Consider the following 18,307-nt stretch of genomic DNA (forward strand, 5'->3'; position numbering starts at 1 on the left):
TCCTCATCCGTAAGTAGTTTGCATGCCGTGATTCTAGCGGATTTAAACGTCAGCTTCGACGGCTGGTTCCGGTTCGGGCTGCTCGACGGTTTTTTCAAGGTCCCGATTCGAATCTGCGTCGATCGCAACGCCGGGTGCTGCCAAGACGCGTTTACGTCTGTTGGGGAAATCGACGATGTATTGCTTCACTCCCAACGTCAACGTGAAGACCGTCGGCACCAGGATTAGTGTGAAGATCGTCGAGACCAATAACCCGCCGAGCACCACGCTCCCCAGCCCCCGATACAGCTCGCTCCCTTCGCCGGGAAACAGTACTAACGGCAACAAACCCAACACGGTCGTCATGGTTGTAATGAAAATTGGCCGGATCCGGTTCCGCACGCTTTCAGGAATGGCCTCCTTGGGCGTCATGCCTTCGACGCGCATATGATGCAGCGATTGGTGCACGATTAAAATTGCGTTGTTGACAACCGTACCAATCAGAATGATGAAGCCCAGCATCGTCAGAACATCCAGCGGTTGCAAGATAAACACATTGAGAAACCGCAGCCCCAACAATCCACCGACCGCTCCCAGCGGCACGGTCAGGATGATCACAAAGGGATACAACCAGGACTCGAACAGCGCCGCCATGAGCAAGTAGGTAATCGCCAGCGCCAGCGCGAGGTTCCATTTGAGCGCCTCCCAGGTTTCCTCCAATTTGTCGGCCGTTCCGGAGATGTTAATCATGTACTCGCCATCGACGGCAATTTCGCTCAGGATCGGATTGACGATTTCTTGTTCGATCCGTTCCCGGGCTTCCTCCAAAGGAATTTCCGGCGGCGGAGAAACTTGGATCGTAATCGCACGCAGGCGTTCACGACGATTGATCTGTTCGGGACCGCTTTGCAATGTGATATCTGCGAGCGCCCCCAACGGGACCAATTGCCCCGTCGGTGTGGCAATGGGCAGCGACGCCAAATCGTGTGTGTGCGTTTCGGTCGAGTTGCTCCCCATGATCGTCACATCAATTTTTTCACCGCCGACGAAATAGTCCCCGGCATAGGCCCCGTCGACAAGAGAATTGACCGTATAGCCCAACTCCTGTGCCGTGACTCCCATTTCGGCCGCTTCCACCAGTCGAGGCTCAAGGTGAATTTCCGGGCTGGACAAGTCCAGACTCGGTTGCGGTAAAGCTTGGGCCTCGGGCATGATTTGTTTGACCTGCCCCAGCACCTTTTGGCCCATTGTGACCAGTTCCTTCAGGTCGGGGCCGGTGATTTCGACATCGATCGTTCGTCCGCCGGTGATGCCCCGCTCGAACAAGCTAGACTGCTTGGCGACGCCGATCGTGCCGGGGAATTTCGATCCGACTTTTTTGAGCAGCGGAATCAATTCGTGAACCCGCTTGGGATCCGCTGAGCGAGCCCCCATGAATACCCGTCGGCCCCGCACGACGTAGAAATAATAATTGATGCCGGGATATTCGCTGTTCTTGTCGTTCATCCCCTCTTCGTCAAGATCCCAGTAAGGCTGCAACTCCTCTTCGATCTGCGTCCCCATTTCCAACAGTTGGTCCATGTTGTATCCAGGCGGGGGCGAGATGAACATGAAGACGAAATTGCGATTTCCGCCGGGCAGATATTCGACCTTGGGCCAAAATTGGTAACTCAACGCGATGGAGACGCCCAACAACAGCAACACCACAGCCACAGAGCGTATCTTGCTATGCTGAATCCAACGGTTGATGCCCACGATCATCTCGACAAACAGCGTGCCAAATTTGCCGAGGATTCCAGAGACCTTGCGAACAGAACTCGCTGCGGAGCGTGCCTTTGCTCCTTGCGCTTTGTGACCATTGCCGTTTAGGTTGTTGTTGCTGGAATCCTGTTCGTGTCTCTTTTCACCACCAACGCGGAATAATCGCGACGCCGCTGTGGGAATCACGGTAAACGAAACGATGAGCGACAACCCCACCGCAAAACTGATCGCCAAAGCGATGTCGCGGAACAGTTGACCGGACATTTCTTCGACAAACACGACCGGCAGAAAAACGGCGATGGTGGTCAATGTCGAAGCGACGACGGCGCCCCAAACCTCTTGTGTCCCGCGGGCAGCGGCGGTCATCGCTGATTCGCCCAGCTGAAAGCGGCGGTGAATGTTTTCCAAGACCACGACAGCATTGTCGACCAACATCCCCACAGCAAAGGACATCCCCGCCAGACTAATCACATTCAGCGACCGGCCCGCAATTCCCAGCAGTAAAAATGTGCCGACGATACTGATAGGTATCGCCAAGCCCACAATCAGCGCGCCGCGGGCGTACCAAAATCCGGCGCCGACAATCAGAGCCAAGCACAACAGCGCATACCAGGGGGAGATGTAGGCGGCCGCCATAGCGGTCGCCGCGATCAACGGCATCAACAACATCGTCCGTAAGCCGCGATGCAAGAACAGCATCAACACGATCATCGTCAGTGCACCACCGATGAAAATATTTTGCTGCACGCGACTGATAGCGGCGTTGATATAAGTCGTTTCGTCGTAGTATTGATACAACTCCAAATTGCGGTGCTTGAGTACTCCCTCGTTCAATTCCACCGTCGCCTCACGCAGCCCTTGCATGACTTCCAACACGTTGGCGCCGGTTTGTCGCTGGACACTCAGCCCGTTACTCGAAACGCCGTAGCGTCGCGAAATGCTGGTCGGTTTTTTGTAGCCCACAGCCACTTCGGCCACGTCGCGAATGTAAACCGGCATGCCGTCGCGCACAGCTAATAATTGATTTCCCACCTGTTCGGGGCTGCGAAACTGGCCCAGCGTGCGGACCACCCAGCGGCGTTTGCCTTCCCACAGGTCGCCACCCGAGGTGTCTTGATTTTGTGATTGCAAAACACGGCGCACGTCATCGATCGTAAGTTGCCGTGCAGCCAACCGCGCGGGATCGACGACGACCTGCAATTCCTCTTCCATGCCGCCGTAGACCTCGGCGTCGGCGACACCGGGAACGCGTTCCAAGCGAGTCTCGATCACATTTTCAGCAAAGCGGCGCAGCTTCTGCAGATCAATCTCGGCCGGCATCACCTCTTTGAGTTCGGGGTGTTCTTCCCCGATTTCTTCATACAAATTGTTCAAGCGAAAAACGGCCAATCCCGGGTTCGCAGCACGGACCACCGGTTGCAGGGCCTCTTTCAAATCAGGATGAGCCTCCGCGAATGTGGCGACCTGTTCCTTGGTTGGCGGCCTTGCGGTGAGCACAAATCGGGCGATCGCGCGGTCGGAAACATTCCGCGTGCTAATCATCGGTTCCAACGCATCGATCGGATACTCGCGCACCTGTTGCAAACGCGTGTTGACCTTAAGCATCGCTTCATCGATGTCCATCCCAATAATGAATTCCAGCGTAATCCGCCCTTCGGAATCCATGCACTCGGAGGACATCTTGATCAGGCCTTCGACCGACTTGAGCTGCTCCTCTTGCTCCTGCACAATTTCGCGTTCGATCTCTTGCGGCGAAGCACCAGGCCAACGGGTTTCGATCCGCAGCACGGGGGTTTCCACTTCCGGCGTCAACTGCTTGGGCATCGTCACCATGGCAATGATGCCGAATAGCGAGACTAAGAGTACGCCAACGGCGACTTTGACCGGATTTCGTAAAAGTGCTTCAAGAAACTGCATAGTGGTCGCGCAACCGCAATAGGAGGGGGGGGAGGGACATTGTGCGGCAGTGAGAAGGCTGTCCCCACCGCCAGCGAGGACGTGACTAGATTGTACCAAGCCCACCAAGCAATGTCAGCCGCAACCAGCGCAAGGCGGTCTTATTGATCTCAAGCCTGTCCCCTCAAGCCTCAGGCCCACTTACGTTGTGTACTCCGAATTGAGCCGCACATACTCCGCCGTGAGATCGCTGGTCCAGTACCGCACCGCGGACTCGCCGCTGCCGCAAATCAAATCAATGTGGACTTCCCGATTGTCGCGCATCGACTGCGACACGGCTGCTTCGTCGTATGAGACAGGCGAACCTTGTTCGTAGAGCAGTGTGTCATTGAGGCGCAGCGTGATATCTTCCTCGCGCAAGGTGACACCGGCGTAACCGACGGCGGAAACGATGCGGCCCCAGTTGGGATCGGCGCCGGTCACCGCTGTCTTCACCAACACGCTGTCAGCGACCGTCTTGGCAATGCGAAACGCATCTTCGCGGGTTGCTAAACCGGCGACGTCGATCGTAATGATGTGGTCGGCGCCTTCCGCATCGCGAATGATCAACTGCGCCAACTCGGCCGCAACCTCATCAAACGCTTGTTGCAATGCGTCCCCGGCTGTCTCATCCATCGCTCCACCGGCAGCGGCGTTGGCTAACAAGATCACCGTATCACTGGTGCTGGTATGCCCTTCGACGCTGATGCAGTTGAAACTGCGATCGACTGCGTGCCGCAACATCGCATCGGTGGTTTCGGGCGACAGCGCCGCATCGGTCATGATCACCGACAACATCGTCGCCATGTTCGGCCCAATCATCGCCGCTCCCTTGGCGACACCAGTGACGGTGACTTCGGTCTCTCCCACCATGATTGTCCGGGTGGCGAGTTTGTGAAACGTATCGGTCGTCATGATCGCCTGCGCGGCTTGCACGAGCGATGCGGATTCCGGTTGGAGTTGCGCCGCCACTTGCGGAATGCCGGCGGCGATTTTTTCAAACGGCAGAAAATGTCCGATCACCCCTGTCGAGCAAACCAGCACGCTTTGCGATTCACAACCGAGTTCAGCAGCCACCAATTCCGTCATCCGCTCCGCATCGTCCATCCCGCGTTCACCGGTGCAAGCATTGGAGTTGCCCGAGTTGATCACCACGGCACGCGCCGTCGCCGCAGGCACCCGTTCGCGGGAGACCTTCACCGGCGCACCATGCACAAGATTTTGCGTAAACACCCCCGCCGCCGCACACGGGGTCTCGGAGACAAACAGCGCCAAGTCCAATTTGCCAGGGTCGCTCTTAATCCCGCAAGCAACTCCGGCAACGCGAAATCCGCGGGGCAAGGGAATTTGATCAGTCACAGTCATATCGTCCGCAGGGTTTTAATCAGAAGCTAGGATGCATGACGGACAACCACAAATTTTCTCTCTCTCCCGGGAGAGGGCTGGGGTGAGGGACCGCCGCACGATTACGCTCGCCATCGTAACAATCTTGCTCCTGAAGACAAATGCTGCTCAGCTGGTTACGTTGATTCCAGCCTCACAAACAAAAATACGCTCCGATACCGTTAACGATCGCCAGCAGAATGACCGCACGGAGAAAGGAATACGTGAGATCGTCCTCCGACGTGAGTTTACGCATTAGAATTAGTGGGGACGAAGTGATTAAATAGGCGATGCCAGAAGGATCGTCGCCTCCGAGCAAGAGTATGATCCCCCCAACGAGAAGCGCCACGCCTGACATCGCCCACCCAGCGCCTTGTACGCCGGCGATTAGATACCCAAAGAGAACCAGCCCCGCGTTGATGCTGACCGGCACAATGATCGCCGTGCGAAAAAGCCATTTCTCGGCTTCCCATTGGACTTGCTCTTGGCGTTGAACAACAGTGCGGTCGTCAGCTTGTGAAGATCCAACGCCAGTCGCCCCCCCACCTACGCTCGCGACCTGTTCGCCGTTGCACAGCGGACAGACCGTGTCACTCAGCAGAATCGCTTTTCCGCAATGTTGGCAAGGACGCATGAGATTGAATGAGCAGCGGAGACGAATTGATCAAAGGAGTAAAACGACAAGTTTGTTCAGCCTAGTAGCGAACAAACATAGTCGATGGTTCGTATCAGGTCGAACTGCTTGATTCGCAGGTGAGCGGAAATATTTCTATTACGCCCGCCATCGTAACAATCTTGGCACCAAAGACAAATGTTCCCCCATCATTCCCACTCAATGCACTCTTTCAAGCCAATAAGCGCCCCCGCCGTTGAGAATCACCAATAGAAGGGAGATATAGAGCAAGTGACTACCTCCGACGGGCAGTCCATTCGAGAGAACGGCGAGGACAATCCACGCTAAGACAATACCAGATGCAACAAGAAACATTGCAAACGCGGCACCTTCAACACCGCCGACCAAGTATCCAAAGAGGACCAACCCCGCATTGATGCTGAGTGTGACGATGATCACCGTGCGCACCAACCAGTTTTCCGCCTCCCGTTGAACTTGGCCTTGGCGTTGAGCCACAGTGCGATCGTCGACAACTTGTGGAGCAGCGACTTGAGTCGCTCCCCCGCCTACAGTTGCGACCTGCTCGCCGTCACATTGAGGGCAGACCGTGTCACTCAACAGGATTGCCTTTCCGCAATGTTGGCAAGGTCGCATGAAATCACCGGTCGTGTATTTGGGCGAGTGACAGACTAACGGCGCGTCAAAAATAGGATGCTACGGGTGGATTGACAGTCAGTACAACTTGTATCAGCGACAAAAAACGGCTGCATAAGTCAAAAACGGTACCCAGCACCAATACGTTTGCTATCGTAATGAGGTCACGGTCAATGAAAAAAGCTGCCGAGCTGGTCCCATGGAGTGAGCTTTAACAAGCAATAAAGCAATAAAATGCACCAACGCCATTGGCGACCGCCAGCATTATCGCTGCAAGAAAGAAGGAAAACCCGAGATCGATCACGGATGTTGGTTTAAGCTTGCGGAACACTGAATATAAAACGATCAAATAGATCAACAAATAGATCGAAACGGTAAAATAGACCGAAGTGTTTGAAAAGGTTAAAAAGACAGCAGCGACGAAGTAGTAGAAGAGAAAGAAGAGAATAATGATCCTTAATTCTCCTATGGGCGAGACCGCTCCCACCGTGATATAAAGCGCCACCAACGACATCGCCCACCCGGCGCCTTGCGCACCGCCAATCAGATATCCAAAGAGGATCAACCCCGCATTGATGCTATGCGTGACGATGACCAACCTGCGCATCGACCAGCTTTCTGGGTACCATTGGATTTCTTTTTGGCGTTGATCCAGGGTGTGGTCGTTCCTGACGCCTGATGCGGGGGCCTTCGCCACTCCCAGGCCTACGCTCGCGACCTGTTCGCCGTCGCACAGCGGGCAGATCGTGTCACTCAGCTGGATCGCCTTTCCGCAATGTTGGCAAGGTCGCATGAAATCACCGGTCGTGTTGTCGGGCGCGTGACTGACTAAGCAACTGTTAGTGTACACATCCGCACTGCCGGTGCCACTGCTGGCTTGTCCAGCAGTGCCTTTGCCGGTCACTTGGATACACTGCTGGGCAAGCCAGCAGTGGCACCCGATTTCTCAACGGGCGATTAACCGCGTAGCGAACGCAAACGATCACTGATCAATTTGCGCGCCTTGTACACGTTGTCTTTCCAGTAGTCGGGATACCGGTACTGCAGAGCTTTATTTTGGCAGCGCCAGTACATTTTGGCCAGTGCCGAGGGGTGATAGTCGGTCGGTTCGAATTCGGTTTCATACCCGTACCGCTGCAGTTGCGGCTGCGCGAATTGCTCGAACTGCCGGCGCTGGGCAGGGGTCATCTTCTTGCGCCATTTGTCGAAATTGCCCGCGTCGAGTTGTTCGTTCAGCAGCGGCTCCAACTCTTTGAGCAATGCCTCGCGAGGCTCAATCTCTAAGAACTCGATGACGGCATCGAAAGTCGGAACCGGATTGGAGAGCAACTGTTCGTAGGTGATCTCCAGTTTTTGCTCGGCGGGCAATGTTTGCAGAAATTCGTCGATGGCATCGACCGCTTCGATCCATTCTTGAGCCGCCGTATAGATATTCTGCGCGCCCCAAAAACGTCCCATCACCGACAACGCCACATCACGGCCATCGCGGGCGAGATGAATGTACTTGGCATCGGGACAAATCTCACCAATGACCGGCAGATCGGTCGCATAGCCAGGAGTCTTATCCCCCCAGCGAGGAGCCATCTCGTTGTACTGAGCGAGTTGCAAAAAGATCGCATCCAACACACCGCGATACGTCCGCTGCGTGACGGCGGAAAACGCCGCCTGTGGATCGAACGTAAAACCGAATTTCTTGTGGCAACGTTGAAACCAGCGTTCGCCGCTGATGTCCGCGATCAGCTTGCGAAGATTCGCGTCGTCGCTTAAGTCGCCGTAACGGTTCAATCGACGGTAATAGTCGACGATGAACTGACTTTCCGTCCCAAAGCTGACACGGAGGTGATTCCGCAGTAGCCGCGAAAAGATCGACGTCCCGGAACTCCCGTGGCCCACCAGGATCACCGGACACAGATTGCCATGTTGGACTACAACTTTGTCGCTCATCGTATCAGTGTCAACATCGTTCACGGTAGCCAAAGGGTTCAATCCTTTAGAGCAGTTTTCAATTTGCGCTAGCCGCTTTTGACGGCGTTTATGCCCATGGATAACTCATCGTGTGCTTTTCGCGGCTTAGTTTTTATGGGGGGGGTGCCACTGGCTTTGCCAGTGCAAAACCAAATCGTGCCGCCACTCACAAAACACTGGCAGAGCCAGTGGCATCCCAATTTCTTGGTGTGACAATGGACTGGTTTTTGAGTGCACCTCGCCCGGTATCGGCGATTATTCAGCGGGACCCGCAATTTGTTTTGAGATAGTCCCATCGATCGGAACGCAACGATTATTCACAAATCGTAACCCAACAATCACAATCGTTCAGATACCATTGCTCGCTGGGTTGAGTCTGCGGCGGAGGATTGTTGCCGTAATCGACGACCCAGATATTGCGAAACCGAACCGGGTTGCTGTGGTCCTGAATTTTGATCGGCAACGGATCGGGACCTTCTGGTTTCCCGGCTCCGGTCTTGGCGAGGATCTCGACATCGTTATGCACCGGCACGCCGTTGAGTCGGACGGTGATCCGCGCGTTTTGAATCTTTTTGCCGTGGGCGTCAAACTTGGGAGCGGCGAAGTCGATGTCATACGTCTGCCACGTCAGTGGCGGCAGGCACATGTTCAAATCAGCCGGACGCTGTTTATATAGCGCGCCGCAATTGTTGTAGACCGGATCGAGTCCAAAGGAGTCGAGAATCTGAACCTCGTAACGACTCTGGAGGTAAAGTCCGCTATTGGCCCGTGCTTGGTCTCGTGCGGAGGGCATATAGGGCAAACGAAACTCCGCATGCAGTTTGAAATTCTTGTAGCGGTCCTTCAGTTGCGTCCCTTCGATCAGCAAGCCGTCATCAGTCATCCGGCCCCCATCGAAATGATCGGTATTTGTGCCGTCAAACAGGACCGTGGCGTTATACGGCGCGGGGGCCCCCATCGTAGGGCTGCAGCGGTAGGTCTTCGCCAATTGCCCTTGCTCAAAGGAGGGATAGCGATCATCAGTGATCACCGCTTGACTACCGTTGACGGCGATCCGCGTGGGATAGGAGGAGAAGACGACCTGATTGCCTTCCAGACCGCCGGTGTATTTGGGATGTTCGCGACGGTCCCAGCCGGCACCCGGCAACCCGCCCGAATACAGCATGGCGGAGAATTGCCCGTCCCCCAAAGCAACGACCTGTAGCCCGACCGACTCCCATTGCGAAGGTCCCGTCGTGATAGTTCCGGTGTACTCCCCTTGAAAGGCGAAGTCCGCATCCACTTGACTGAGGTCGGTCATCGTCGGAAATTTGTCGGCTGCCATCGAAGTCGCCGGAAAAACGATCAAAAACGCCGAGACCCATAGGACAGATCGCACCACAGCAGACTCCTCAATTCGTAACTCAGATAACAGTCAAAGTTTCGCCAATCAATGCGGTTTTACATTGTGGCCGACCTGCGGACCCGACGCAAGCGGAGCGGTGGCCCAATTGCCTGATTTGTGAAATCGAGCAGCCCCTAAGCAGTTCGGACGCGGATATCTACGGCCGGTTGTGGCGATTAAGGCGCATTTCCCGAAGGAACCGGCTGTGGGAGCTTGCTCAACTCCTCGCGCAAGAAGGCCGGGCGATCCGTCGTGATCGAATCGACCCCCAGCTCGCGAAATCGGGCAGCAACGGCCGGATCGTTCACCGTCCAGGTGTGGAACTCCATGCCGGCGTCGCGAAGCATTTTCACAAACTCGGCATCAATGACCTGCTCATTGGCATGCGTGTCCAATCCGTCGGCGCCAATCCGCTTGAGCGTTGCCATGACCTTTGCGGGAGATGGCTTGAACCCGCGTCCCAGCTTCTTCTTTTTAAAACCGGTCAGCCAATACGCCTTGATGCCGGGAATCTGCTGCTTCGTGGCGGCCACCACTTTGTCGTCGAACGCGATCACGATCGTCTGTTCGGGCTTGAGTGGCGAAGCAGCCAGCGCGGCTTTGAGCTGGGGCACGATCTCCGGACCGCATTTCACCTCAATGAGAATCGCCTTGCCCTCCGGGACGATGGACAGGACTTCTTCGATGGTGGGAATCCGCTCACCGGCAAATCGCTCATCCTTCCAACGGCCGACATCCAATTGGCGCAATTCCGCGAGCGTGGACTTTGCAACGTCGAGTTCAACACCCGCGGTCTTTTTAGTCGTGCCATCATGAATACAGACGATGTGCCCGTCGGAGGTGAGGTAAAAATCCCCCTCAATGACATCGGCTCCTTTTTCCCATGCCAGCCGAAATGCAGCTAGTGTGTTTTCCGGTGCATCGTGTGAAGCGCCGCGATGCGCAACGATCAGCGGCCGTGACTGCACACGGTCTTCTGCGTCGGACGGAGGTGCTAGGATCGTGGAGACCACGGCAAGAACCGTTAGTGAAGCGATGTAGCGAAACCGAGGCATCATGGGCATGACCGTTCCTAAGTCAGGAGTGGCAAGTAAGTTTAGCTTGCGATTGTTAATAAATAGTAAAATGCGTCAGAATTTTGGCGTGATTTCGCCTCAATCGTTGTGGCGGCGTTTGGCTCGGTTTTTGGCTTGGCGGAAAATATCATCCGAGGCCGGACTCGAGACCGGTTTTTGTGCTGCCGGGGAGGGCGCAGTCGTTTGCGGCGCTGTTTGTTGTCTTTGTGGAGCCGCAGATTTTCGCTTGGGCTTCGCCGCCCGTGCCGGCAACTTCGGCAACCAGGACCGCCAGCCTCCTGCTCCCCCGGCGGTGGCTTCCTCCGCCCAGGCCAGCTTGGACCACAACGATAACCGCCGACCGGCAATCTCCACAAGCAACAGGACAATTCCGAGCGCCAACAACCAAATCGCCAACGGATGCATGCCGGCCGTGCGGGGGGGATTGTTGAAGATCTCCAGCGCATCAATCCGCTCGGTCCCGCCGGTCATCTCCGCCACGTTGCTCAAAATCCGCTCACCGCTTTCTGACACAGAACGCGGCGCATGTTCGGGCGAATAGGGCAAAGTCACAACCGGGCCCCGCACAAAATTCTGCGGTCCCAATTTAACGATCGTATGATACGTCCCCGTTCGCGTGAGCATGAACCGCGCCTCGAGCGTGTGCGCCCCCCGCCAAACAAAGGGGATCTCCAACGGCTCTTCACGATCATCCCCAGGCAGCACAGCACTGAGCGTGGGCGATTCAAACGTGCGAGTATCCACACGTTCCGGATCGAGTTCGAGCGTCACCACCGCTTCTTGCCCCTGACGATCAACGGTCAAATAGACATCGTCTGGATCCGCCCCACCCAACAGCCACCGCGCGTGGGTGATCAGAAAATCGTTGTATTCCTCCCACGTGCCGAACTGCCCAGAGAATTTGCCATCCACCTCGATCGTAATCGCCGCCGAGCGACCAATGCCGCGATACCAAAACGCCGACCAGGGTGCCACATACTCATCTTGCGAAACCACCGCCGCCGTCGCCTCGGGTCGCAGGTAGCACAGGTTGTATCCCTCGACAGTGGGGAACGCGCCGGCGGTCAGATCCCCCATCAACCGGGCATCGGACAACATCCGCGCGGGAATCCCGGCTGGCTGCGTCTCTGGGTCCTTTTCGATAAAACTGCTCCGCGCCACCGACATGGTGTCCTCGGTGAAGAGCCGCGGCAATTCTTCGGGATCGGTCGTAAACATCACGTTCCCGCTGCCCCGCTTGGCGATGTCCTCCAGCAGTTTCGCGTCAGGATCGCTCTTGTTTCCCAAACCAATCACACTGACCGTGATCCCCGCTGATTCGAATTTCTTCAACAGGTTCTTGTAATCGCCCGGTTGCTCGCTGTCTTGTGCGTCTGAAAACAAAATGATGTGCTTGGTGACCTGTTCGGCCTTCATCAATTCATCCCCGGCGGCGACGAGTGCGTCGTAGACATAAATCCCGCCCCCCATACTCTCGATTTTGCGAATACGGGCCTGGATGGCTTCGGTATTATCCACATCAGTGAGCGGTTGAATCACATGCGGCGAGCTGTCGACGGCGATCACGGCAACACTATCGCCGGCTGAGAGCAGTTTCACGCATTCGGCCGTTCCCAAATTGGCCAAATCCATTTTGGTTTTGCCCCCCTTGACCGGCACCGACATACTGCCGCTGCGATCCAAGGCAATCGCGATCGCAACCCGCGTTTTGCGATGCTCGTCGCGGAGTTCCATCGAGACCGGCAAGGTTTCATCCAACGGACTATTGAAGTAACCGCCGACACCGAAGCTCCGCTGCCCCCCCGTGACGAGCAATCCGCCCCCCAAGTCCTCGACAAACTGCGCCAAGTGCTCCATTTTGAGCCGACCAAGCTGCGAAGCAGGCACGTTTTCCAACACGACAGCGCGGTATTGGTCGAGCGAGTCGAGCGTCAACGGATGCGTTTCGGCAGCCATGACATCAACGTCAATTTTGCCGCTTTGAAAGGCGCGAACCAGATTGTCCGGCATGCCGTCGGCATTGAGCACCAAAAGCTTATGCCCGGCATCGACCCGCACCACGCCGGTCCCCAGATTGTTTTGCGGCAAGGGATCGCCCGGGGTAGCAATTTTGACGTCATAACGATACAGCCCGCCTCCATCCAACAGATCGCGAAACAACAGCCGCGTCATCCCCGACGGAAACTCGCGCTGTTGTGACGATATCAATTGGCCATCGCGATACAGTTCCACCGTTCCAGCTGAATCCCGGTCGGCGAAAACCAATGCGGAGAATTGAAACGGTTCACGCGGCGCGACCACTTCGGGAAGAGAGATACTGTCGACCGCCACATCACCGTCGCGCATCACGGAAAATTCACGATAATCGACTGGAATGCCCAACTCCCGCGCGCGGCGGGCGGCGGAGGTTGGGGAAGGCCCGTTTGCCTCGCCATCAGAAAAAACCAGAATCCGCGCCGGTCGCCGCTGCTGGGCTTGCGGGTCGATCATTTCTAAGGCCGCATCGATCCCCGCATTCAAATCCGAGCCGTCGATGAGCACCTGTTGCGAAAACGATGCGTCGACCTCATTCTGGGTGAGGATCTGCTCGACAGCCGCACGGTTCCCCACCGTCACGATCCCTAACCGGTCGTTGACGCCTCTGCCGCTGTCGAGGTTTCCAATCAATTCGCGGATATTCGCATCCGCGCCGGGCGGCATCGAACGGGAGCGGTCAATCACGACCACCACATCCAACCCCTTGCCCCCCAAATTGAACTCCGGCCCAGCCAATGCCGTGAGCAACAGCACAAGCAATGCGACGCGAAACGCCCCGGTCAGCCCTGGCGCACGGGCCCACCGCCAATAGACGAATCCCACCGGAATGGCCAGCAGGAACAGTTCCGGGAACAGAAAATGGATCATCGGCAAAATCACCAGGCTTGAGGCTTGAGCAGTGAGGAGCAAGTCAACCAGGCACAGTTATCCTTCAGGCCTGTCACCTCGAGCCTCACGCCTAGACCTACAGCCTATCAACCTAACCGGCGGCAATTCAACACCGGAACGTTGCGGCCATCAGCAATCGCACGAGATTTTACACCGAAATATTTCCGGTCAGATTTTAGTCACTCCATGAAATCCGGAGTAATTTCGCGAGCTTTTGTAAAAGGTTCCCATTTGGCATGGGGAACAGAACCATCGCGCGTCCATACGGTGCGCCAATCGCCTCTTGGATTCGGGCGAGGATGCGACGCAGCCTCTGCAGTGTGTCCCCGCTCAAATGCCCAGCGTTTTGAATTGTTCAATTTATCCCTGTAGTAGTAATAGTCCTTGTCCGAATGATCAAACTCGATTGCGGTTAGCACTCCACGCGGTTTTCCTGGAGGGCAATAATACGCGGTGCCGTCCATCCGAGCCAAGTGAAACTGTCCTTGTCTACTGTGATAAACCAACTGCGGGGGGCCCTCTACAGGCACCGGTCTGGAGCGAACTTTCATTACTATTGAAACTGTATGATTGGCTCCGCCAGACAGGTTTTCCAAAACCACTGTTTCCAAACTGGTGTCCACTGGATCGAATCGGACAAAAACTCGGTTGTTCCGCACGGCCTTGTAAGCGTCAATGGGAATCACCGTGAGAAGTCCGTCTTTATTCGTTCTAAACCGTTGATTCTCCATTAGAACGCGTTCGACGTTTCCCGTATCGACGTCACGTACTTCGATTCGACATTCCACGTCTTCAGATCTTCGCCCAATCCCATTGAGGTCTGTAATCGTCACATTCAAAGTTCCTCCCCCGGAGTCAGGGTCGACACAATTACCAATCTGCGGCAGCAAGTGCGTGATCAAGACGGCGATGACGATTGCAGAGATGTGATGTCTACTCATTTGCGAACTCCGATTTCTTTGCTGGGTATAATTTGTTCATTGCCAGGAAACTTCTCGCCTTTTTTGGGTTCCAACCTCAGAAATAGAACGAGGCGATCGCCCGGATTCGGGCAACTCACGATGAAATTTGCTGATTCCTTCGATTGCTGCTCAACATTCAGATACATTTGACGCCAAGCCGGTTTGGACCAGCGCGTCATACTAGACTCCTGCATGACTCCCGGTACTGGATCCATCAGGAAGGCAACTCCTTCAACGATCTGTAAAGTGTGATGCACTTTTACGAATGCGTTGATGTCGGTGTAACGATCTTCAAATGGCTCCGATTCGATAAAATACAAGTCCTGCTTGGCGCTATATGTGTCACCATTTTTATCTGAGACTTGCACTTCACGCTCTGCACCTTCGTACATCCATCGAACCCACGTTGACATTGCATCGAATTCCGCTGCCTGTTGCGTTTTTGATGCGGCACCTGATTCTGGGCCAAACACCCGACGCGCAGTATCAACTTTCGCCAGCGCAATGTGATCATGATTTAGCGTGTACTGTCGGCGGAACATTCGCAGTTCTGCGACTCCCCAAATCCAACAGATCAGTGCTGCAAGCAGACTGATCATCGCGAGGATTAATAACACTCGATTGGCAAGATCGTCCCTGTTGAAATGTGAAGCCAGGCAACGGTACCACCGCCAATTGGGCCGGAATCGACCTTGTCGTAGCGATCGAAATAAAAATGAAAAGAATAGAAACGCGCTGAGGATCAACTGGCCTCCAAGACCGCCAAATCGATCGAATACGAAAAAGAATGCCCCAATCGCGCCTAATAAGACAAAAAACACATCAAAAAAAGCGTTCCACAAACCTGTCTCCGACGGTTCTGACCTAGAATCTCCCACCGGCCACCCCATGTTCATTATCTCCGGATTGCACTATTGCCAATTGGTCCTCAGTTTCATTTCACTGCAAATCGCACCTCAACCACGCCATCGTCGACACCAAACACGCGGACCCCTTTGACCGCCGTCGCATCAAAATTGGGCCAGCGATTGGTCGCCTTGACCTTAGAGACGGCGGACGGTGGGTTGCCGGCTGGAGGCGTGGCGAATAGGTCGTATTCCCAGATTCCATCCGCCGGCGGTTGCACATAGACCCGTCGCGTCAGCTTAGCCTCCGTCCAGCCAGCGGTATTGACCTGTCCGGTGACGGTCACGACCAGTGTCGGGGGATTTGACTTCAGGAGTGCATGCTCGATTTTCAAAATGCGGGGAACGCGCACGTTCGGCGGCGCAGGTTCGGCCATGTCCTCCAAAGAAATCACACGGCGATCCTCCCCCGGCTGATCGATGATCAGGCGATAATCTCCAGTCTTTTTTGAAGGCGAAACCAGGTAATACCGCGCTTTGGCGGGCTGCAACGCGCCGAGAATTTCATAGACCTTGCGTCGCTTACCGGCCGGGTCGGGCATGTCGACATATGCAAACCTTACAGCCACCGGCGGAAAGTAAGTCCCCGTGCTCTTTTGAAAATCGCCAAAACGGTCCGGAGCGGAATACTGGTTTCCATCGAAGACCATTTCGCCCCCCTGCTCGATTGAACCGGACAGCGTGATCTTTTGCACATCTCCCACAGCTGAGGTCAACGGGACCGACTGCAACGACACCGTTCGCCCGCGCGTACTTTGCGCGAAAACCGTTTGGGAAATGCCCAAAACGCCGATTAGCCCCATTGTGAAGAACAACAAATGACGGAAGCGAAACGAGGTGCTGATGGACATCCCCATGAGTTTCTCCAAAGCGTCTGCAAGGTAGTGTACTGGTGTATGCCAACTTGCAGAATCCTACTCCGATCGAGTGACATGCATATGGCACACCAATTCTGGAGACGGAGCGGATTGTGAAATTTTTTCCGGTGGGCACAGCAAGACCAATGTTCAATTCAATCCCTCGCTTCCATCCGCGCGGTTGACGGCTTCTGCAGCAAAGTGAGACGATGCTCTCGTTGTTTTCGTGGTTATTTCGTGTTTGCATGGTGCACTCTGATGAATAAGACGTCGGCCAATTCACCGGTGCTGGTGGTCGGGGGTCGTACGACGGGATTGATGATGGCGGCCGAATTGGCGCGGCATGATGTGGCGGTGCGAATCATCGACAAATCACCCGGCATCGATCCACATTGTCGCGCAACAGTGCTTCATTCGCGTTCTTTAGAAATCTTGCATAGCCTGGGAATCGTGGACGATATCGTCGCCTGCGCACAACCGTTGCACGGAGTCTCCCTGTACGTAAATGGCGAGGCTCGAGGACGGTTCGACGAACTGCCGGTCGACTCCCCCTTTCCGCTGAGTCTCGGTCTCCCACAAGCCACAACCGAGACCATCCTCGAAAAACACCTCAACAGCCTTGGCGTCTTCGTTGAGCGTAGTACGCAACTCACGTCGCTCGAACAGTCTGCCGACACGGTTCGTGCGAGTTTGTTGCATGACGACGGCCGGGAAGAGATCGTCGAGACGCCGTGGGTGATCGGCTGCGACGGGGCACATAGCACGGTGCGGCACCTGACCGAGGAGACATTCCCCGGCGAAGCGGACCCGTATCCCTATCTGCTTGCCGACGTGGTTATTGATGGTGCACTGGAACCGGGGGACGCCTATTTTTTCCTGCATAACGACGGCGAATTGTTTCTATTCATTCTCAACGAGGGACGCCGTTTTGTCGTCGCCAACGTCGCCAAGGAGACCGACATCACCAAGGCTCCCACGCTCGAGCAGGTGCAAGAGTTGGTCACGCACCGGAGCGGGCATGATTTTCATCTTTCGGACCCACGGTGGCTAGCGCACTTTCACATCAATTACCGACTCGCTCCGCACTACCGGCATGGGCGAACTTTTTTGGCAGGAGATGCGGCGCACGTACACAGTTTGTTGGGCGGCCTGGGGATGAATACCGGCATCCAAGATGCACACAATCTTGCCTGGAAACTGGCCTTGGTCATGCGCGGCGACGCTCCGGCCGCTTGGCTGGATACTTATGAAATCGAACGGCGACAGGTCGCCGAAGATGTGATTGCCACGACCAAACTCGCCACGCAGAACGCGGAATTGTTTGCCGAACTTTCCTCCACGGACCGTGAAAAACTAGTTGCTCACATGTTCGTGCCGGAAGGTGAGAAAATGCGGGTCCGGAACCACGAAGAACAAATCGACCTCGACTATCGCTCCAGCCCCCTTTGCATCGAGCCGGAAGAGGGATTTGCACACGGCCCGCATCCCGGCGCGCGGGCAGTCGATTCGCCCATTTTTCTCGACGGCCAGCCCTGTCAGTTCTACGATTTATTGCGCAGCCCCAAACACTGTTTATTCCTCTACGCCCCAGCCTCCTCGCAAGGTTCTGTTTTATCCGAACTCACCACTGTCGCAGAGGCGGTTGCGCGTGACCATGGGCATTGGATTGCTGTCCACATCGTTGACGATTGGAATGGGGAGACCACGGTTCCGTCGAACGTAACTCGTATCGAAGATCCTCAACAAACGCTCCGTCAGCGCTATGGAATCGAATCGACCGGCATGTATCTCATCCGTCCCGACGGCTATGTCGCCTATCGCAGCTGGCGGTTGGACAGCATAGACGAATATCTCGCTCACGTGGTTTAATCCCGAAGAATCCGCTCTGCAGTCAGCGATGACTGTACC

The 18,307-nt window shown here is 55.5% G+C and carries 13 protein-coding genes; 1 reads left to right on the forward strand and 12 read right to left on the reverse strand.

Going from position 1 to position 18,307, the window contains the following annotated elements:
• Nucleotides 1–42: 42 nt before the first annotated feature.
• The 12 genes from Mal52_RS19240 to Mal52_RS19295 form a co-directional block, all read right to left on the reverse strand.
• Complete coding sequence (locus Mal52_RS19240; protein WP_145378062.1) at nucleotides 43–3,657, reverse strand: efflux RND transporter permease subunit; 3,615 nt, start codon at nucleotides 3,655–3,657, stop codon at nucleotides 43–45.
• Between the two features lie 180 nt (nucleotides 3,658–3,837).
• Nucleotides 3,838–5,034 carry a bifunctional glutamate N-acetyltransferase/amino-acid acetyltransferase ArgJ gene (gene argJ, locus Mal52_RS19245; protein WP_231962396.1) on the reverse strand — a complete coding sequence of 399 codons (1,197 nt, stop codon included), beginning with the start codon at nucleotides 5,032–5,034 and terminating at the stop codon, nucleotides 3,838–3,840.
• Between the two features lie 178 nt (nucleotides 5,035–5,212).
• On the reverse strand, nucleotides 5,213–5,692 hold the full coding sequence (locus tag Mal52_RS19250) for a hypothetical protein (RefSeq protein ID WP_145378066.1): 480 nt from the start codon (nucleotides 5,690–5,692) through the stop codon (nucleotides 5,213–5,215).
• Nucleotides 5,693–5,890: 198 nt separating this feature from the next.
• Nucleotides 5,891–6,325, reverse strand: a complete 435-nt coding sequence (locus Mal52_RS19255) for a hypothetical protein (protein ID WP_145378067.1) — start codon at nucleotides 6,323–6,325, stop codon at nucleotides 5,891–5,893.
• 211 nt (nucleotides 6,326–6,536) lie between these two features.
• On the reverse strand, nucleotides 6,537–7,229 hold the full coding sequence (locus tag Mal52_RS19260) for a hypothetical protein (RefSeq protein WP_145378068.1): 693 nt from the start codon (nucleotides 7,227–7,229) through the stop codon (nucleotides 6,537–6,539).
• 53 nt (nucleotides 7,230–7,282) lie between these two features.
• On the reverse strand, nucleotides 7,283–8,293 hold the full coding sequence (locus Mal52_RS19265; protein WP_231962720.1) for a sulfotransferase family protein: 1,011 nt from the start codon (nucleotides 8,291–8,293) through the stop codon (nucleotides 7,283–7,285).
• 310 nt (nucleotides 8,294–8,603) lie between these two features.
• Nucleotides 8,604–9,668: a 3-keto-disaccharide hydrolase gene (locus tag Mal52_RS19270; protein WP_145378070.1), complete on the reverse strand. Its 1,065-nt coding sequence runs from the start codon at nucleotides 9,666–9,668 to the stop codon at nucleotides 8,604–8,606.
• 182 nt (nucleotides 9,669–9,850) lie between these two features.
• Nucleotides 9,851–10,738 (reverse strand): glycerophosphodiester phosphodiesterase, encoded by an 888-nt coding sequence (locus Mal52_RS19275; RefSeq protein ID WP_145378071.1) that lies wholly within the window; start codon nucleotides 10,736–10,738, stop codon nucleotides 9,851–9,853.
• Nucleotides 10,739–10,828: 90 nt separating this feature from the next.
• Complete coding sequence (locus tag Mal52_RS19280; RefSeq protein WP_145378073.1) at nucleotides 10,829–13,654, reverse strand: VWA domain-containing protein; 2,826 nt, start codon at nucleotides 13,652–13,654, stop codon at nucleotides 10,829–10,831.
• A gap of 200 nt (nucleotides 13,655–13,854) precedes the next feature.
• Nucleotides 13,855–14,616 carry a hypothetical protein gene (locus tag Mal52_RS19285; RefSeq protein ID WP_145378075.1) on the reverse strand — a complete coding sequence of 254 codons (762 nt, stop codon included), beginning with the start codon at nucleotides 14,614–14,616 and terminating at the stop codon, nucleotides 13,855–13,857.
• A complete protein-coding gene (locus Mal52_RS19290) occupies nucleotides 14,613–15,479 on the reverse strand; it encodes a hypothetical protein (protein ID WP_145378077.1) in 867 nt (288 codons plus the stop codon). Before Mal52_RS19290 ends, Mal52_RS19285 begins: the two co-directional genes overlap by 4 nt.
• A 92-nt stretch (nucleotides 15,480–15,571) precedes the next feature.
• Complete coding sequence (locus tag Mal52_RS19295) at nucleotides 15,572–16,393, reverse strand: hypothetical protein (protein WP_145378078.1); 822 nt, start codon at nucleotides 16,391–16,393, stop codon at nucleotides 15,572–15,574.
• Between the two features lie 264 nt (nucleotides 16,394–16,657).
• Between Mal52_RS19295 and Mal52_RS19300 the strand changes: the two genes are divergently transcribed.
• Nucleotides 16,658–18,268, forward strand: coding sequence for an FAD-dependent monooxygenase (locus tag Mal52_RS19300; RefSeq protein ID WP_145378080.1), 1,611 nt, complete (start codon nucleotides 16,658–16,660; stop codon nucleotides 18,266–18,268).
• Nucleotides 18,269–18,307 lie beyond the last annotated feature (39 nt).

This window comes from Symmachiella dynata (assembly GCF_007747995.1).
Classification (GTDB): Bacteria; Planctomycetota; Planctomycetia; order Planctomycetales; family Planctomycetaceae; genus Symmachiella; species Symmachiella dynata.